General features: G+C 70.7%; 4 protein-coding genes. All 4 read right to left on the minus strand.

Going from position 1 to position 2413, the window contains the following annotated elements:
- Nucleotides 1-1571 (minus strand): DEAD/DEAH box helicase (locus WA805_RS16810; protein WP_425242809.1); only part of this gene is annotated, 1571 nt, incomplete at its 3' end.
- Complete coding sequence (locus WA805_RS16815; RefSeq protein WP_422290611.1) at nucleotides 1568-1816, minus strand: DUF3039 domain-containing protein; 249 nt, start codon at nucleotides 1814-1816, stop codon at nucleotides 1568-1570. The genes WA805_RS16815 and WA805_RS16810, both read right to left, overlap by 4 nt.
- A 32-nt stretch (nucleotides 1817-1848) precedes the next feature.
- A complete protein-coding gene (locus WA805_RS16820; protein WP_425242810.1) occupies nucleotides 1849-2067 on the minus strand; it encodes a hypothetical protein in 219 nt (72 codons plus the stop codon).
- Nucleotides 2068-2114: 47 nt separating this feature from the next.
- On the minus strand, nucleotides 2115-2413 hold a 299-nt coding region (locus WA805_RS16825), incomplete at its 5' end, for an NB-ARC domain-containing protein (RefSeq protein ID WP_425242811.1).

The following is a 2413-nucleotide window of genomic DNA, read 5'->3' on the forward strand; positions in this document are numbered from 1 at the left end:
GGCCGGGCCGGGGCCGAGGGGACGGGAGCCGAAGCCGCGGGGGCGGGGACGGGAGCCGGAGATAGCGGGGCCGCGGCGGCCGCCGACCGCGCCGTCAGCTGCCGGGACTGTCGCTTGCGCAGCAGCACGGCCACCTGGTCCGGATCCAGGAGGCCAGGCAGCCCCAGGTAGTCCTCCTCCTCCAGCGACCCCGCCTCCGTCGCGGTGCCGAACTCCCCGCCGTCATACAGCACCCGGTCAAACGTCGCGGAGGCCGCCAGCGCCTCGAAGGACTTCCCCAGCACCTCGAAGTCAGGCGTGTCACGGGACCGCTCCGCCTCCGCGAGCTCCGCCTCAGGATCGCGGGACAGCGCCCGCACCACGTGGTCACGCTCGGCCTCAAGCTCGGCCGCGAAGCCAAGCAGCACCGGCACCGACGGCAGGAACACCGAGGCGGTCTCCCCGCGCCGCCGCACGCGCACGAACCGGCCGATCGCCTGCGCGAAGAACAGCGCCGTCGAAACGGACGTCGCGTACACCCCGACCGCAAGCCGGGGCACGTCCACTCCCTCAGACACCATCCGCACCGCGACCATCCAGCGGTCCGTGGACGACGCGAACGCGGAGATCTTCCGGCTCGCCGTCGGATCGTCCGAGAGCACGACGACCGGCCGCACGCCGGAAACCCGCCGCAGCAGCGCCGCGTACGCTCGCGCCGTCTCGTGGTCCCCGGCGATCACCAGGCCGGCCGCGTCCGGCATCGCCCGGCGCACCTCGGTGAGCCGCCGGTCCGCGGCCTCGAGCACCCGCTGGATCCACTCTCCAGCCGGGTCGAGCGCCGTCCGCCACGCCTGCGTGACCTGGTCTTTCGTCATCGGCGTGCCCAGCGTGGCGGTGATCTCGTCACCGGCCCTGGTCCGCCAGTGCATCTCACCGGAGTAGGCGAGGAAGATCACCGGCCGCACTACGCCGTCGGCCAGCGCCGGCCCGTACCCGTAGACGAAGTCCGAGGCCGACCGCTTTACGCCGTCAGCTTCCGGCACGTACGACACGAACGGGATCGGGTTCGCGTCCGACCGGAACGGCGTCCCGGTCAGCGCGAGCCGCCGCCTGGCCGGCTCGAACGCCTCCCTGATCGCGTCGCCCCACGACAGCGCGTCGCCCGCGTGATGGACCTCGTCGAAGATCACCAGCGTCCGCCGGCTCTCCGTCCGCTGCCTGTGCAGCGCCGGATGCGCCGCCACCTGGGCGTACGTGACCGCTACCCCCTGGAAGTCGGCACCCGCGCGGCCCTGCGCGTTCCGGTAGGACGGGTCGATCGCGATCCCGAACGCCGTCGCCGCCTGCGCCCACTGGTACTTCAGGTGCTCCGTGGGCGTCACCACGGTCACGGCCGCGACCTCGCGAAGCGCCAGCAGCCGCGCCGCCACCGTGAGGGCATACGTCGTCTTGCCCGCGCCAGGCGTCGCTACCAGCAGGAAGTCGCGCCGCGCGACCCGAAAATACTCTTCGTAAGCAGCCTTCTGCCAGCCACGGAGAAGATCAAAGGAATTTTCCCGAACGTACGCGGCTGACTGTTCAGCCCCGCTCACTCCGCAGAGTCGTCGTCGCCATCAGGCAGCGACTCGTAAATTTCCTTGCACTCCGGGCAGACGGGGAACCTCTTCGCGTCCCTGCTCGGCACCCAGATCTTGCCGCACAGCGCCTTGATGGGAGTGCCGAAGACGTGGCTCTCCATCATCTCGTTCTTGTCGACGTAGTGCGCGAACCGCTCGTGATCGCCGTGCGAAGTATCGACCCGCAGGTCCTCATGGACTTTCAGGTCGCTCTCTGGCATTACCTCGACCTCGGTGCCGTTGCTCACGCGTTCTAGTCTACCGTCTCGCTGCTTCCGGCCGGGGTTTTGGGAGGACGTGGCGCGCTGGCCAGACCCGCGTCGACTGCCCTGTCGATCGTCCAGCCCTGTCCCTCGGCCAGGCCGCGGTCGAAGGCTGCCGGGTCGCCGCGGGTGCGGGCGGCCGCCAGCCGGTCAGGCACGTCATAGGGCACGGTGACGCGAAGCAAGGGATTGCTGGTCGACGTTGTCAACGAGCACGAGCATCTGGCGCGGGGCGAAGAAGGCGAGCAGGCTCTCCTCAATCTACTGACCAGGCAAGACCTGGACGGTGAAGCTGCTGGGCGACGGTCTGGCGGATCAGGGAGACGTCGGTCAGCGTCTCGAGCGACACGAACGCGGCACCGTCCGCGAACTGGCCGGCAGCGGCGTGCGCGACAGCGAGGGCAAGGGAGGTCTTGCCGACGCCGCCCGGCCCCGTCAGCGTGACCAGGCCGACCTCACCCTGCTCCAGCAGGCCGGTGACCACCTGCATCTCCTCCACCCGGTCCACCAGCGGCCAGCGCGGCGCGGGAAGCGGCGCGACGGGCGGCGCAGCGG

The sequence above is a fragment of the Trebonia sp. genome (assembly GCF_049794275.1).
Taxonomy (GTDB): domain Bacteria; phylum Actinomycetota; class Actinomycetes; order Streptosporangiales; family Streptosporangiaceae; genus Trebonia.